This window comes from Streptomyces sp. MUM 203J (assembly GCF_022414595.1).
GTDB lineage: Bacteria > Actinomycetota > Actinomycetes > Streptomycetales > Streptomycetaceae > Streptomyces.
In genome coordinates, this window is the sequence record NZ_JADWYO010000135.1 from 1 (window position 1) to 1,068 (window position 1,068).

The following is a 1,068-nucleotide window of genomic DNA, read 5'->3' on the forward strand; positions in this document are numbered from 1 at the left end:
TGTATTGCCCTGTGAGGTTGGGAACGCGGCTGGCAGGTGGTTGGCCCTTCAGCGCGGTGTGTCCGCGGTGGTGATTGTAGGTGTGCAGCCAGCCGGGGAAGGCGTCGCGTCGTTCCTGTTCTGATCGGTAGGGGCGGGCGTAGGCCCACTCGTCGAGCAGGGTGCGGTTGAAGCGTTCGACCTTGCCGTTGGTCTGCGGCCGGTAGGGCCGGGTTCGCTTGTGGGTGATCTGGGCCGCTGTCAGCACATCGCGCCAGTCCCGTGAGCGGTAGCAGGAGCCGTTGTCGGTCAGGACACGTTCGACGGTGATCCCGGCGGTGGTGAAGAACGCTTGGGCCCGGGTCCAGAAGCCGGTGGCGGTCTCCTTCTTCTCGTCCGCGTGGATCTCGCTGTAGGCCAGGCGGGAGTGGTCGTCGACGGCGGTGTGCAGGTAGCTGTAACCGGCGTTTGAGCGGGTCTTGCGTCCCGCCTGGCGGCCCAGGACCTTGTGGCCGCCGCCGTCGGGGATGTTGCCGAGTTTCTTGATGTCCACGTGGACCAGCTCGCCGGGACGTTCACGTTCGTAGCGGCGTATGACGCGGCCGGTGGCCCGGTCCAGGTGCGTGAGGCGGGCCAGGCCGAATCGGGCCAGCACGCGGTGCACGGTCGAGGGCACCAGGTGCAGCAGGTGCGCGATGCGGGCTGGTCCCCAGCGGCGCAGGAGTCGGACCTTGATGATGCGGCGCTCGGTGCGGGTCGGGGTGCGGCGCGGGCTGGTGTGCGGGCGGGAGGAGCGGTCGCTCATGCCGGCCTCGCCGAGTCGCCGGTAGCGGTCGGCCCAGCGCTTGGCCGTGGTCGGTGAGACCTGGAAGCGTTCCGCGGCCCGGCGCAGGGGCCAGCCGTCCTCGACCACACAGCGGGCCAGACGCAGACGGCCGGTCTCGGTCAGGGGTGCATTACGGTGGGGCACGAGGGCCTTTCGGTCAGGTGTAGACGTCGCAATCCACACCAGGCCAGAAGGCCCTCACCCATTTCAAGATCGATCAGCCGTGAGCCCTGTCACCGTCCACAACCTCCCGGGACAGAACA

General features: G+C 68.6%; 1 protein-coding gene. It reads right to left on the bottom strand.

The features are described 5' to 3' along the window. On the bottom strand, window positions 1-949 hold a 949-nt coding region (locus I3F58_RS29170), incomplete at its 3' end, for an IS481 family transposase (RefSeq protein WP_240111720.1). Window positions 950-1,068 lie beyond the last annotated feature (119 nt).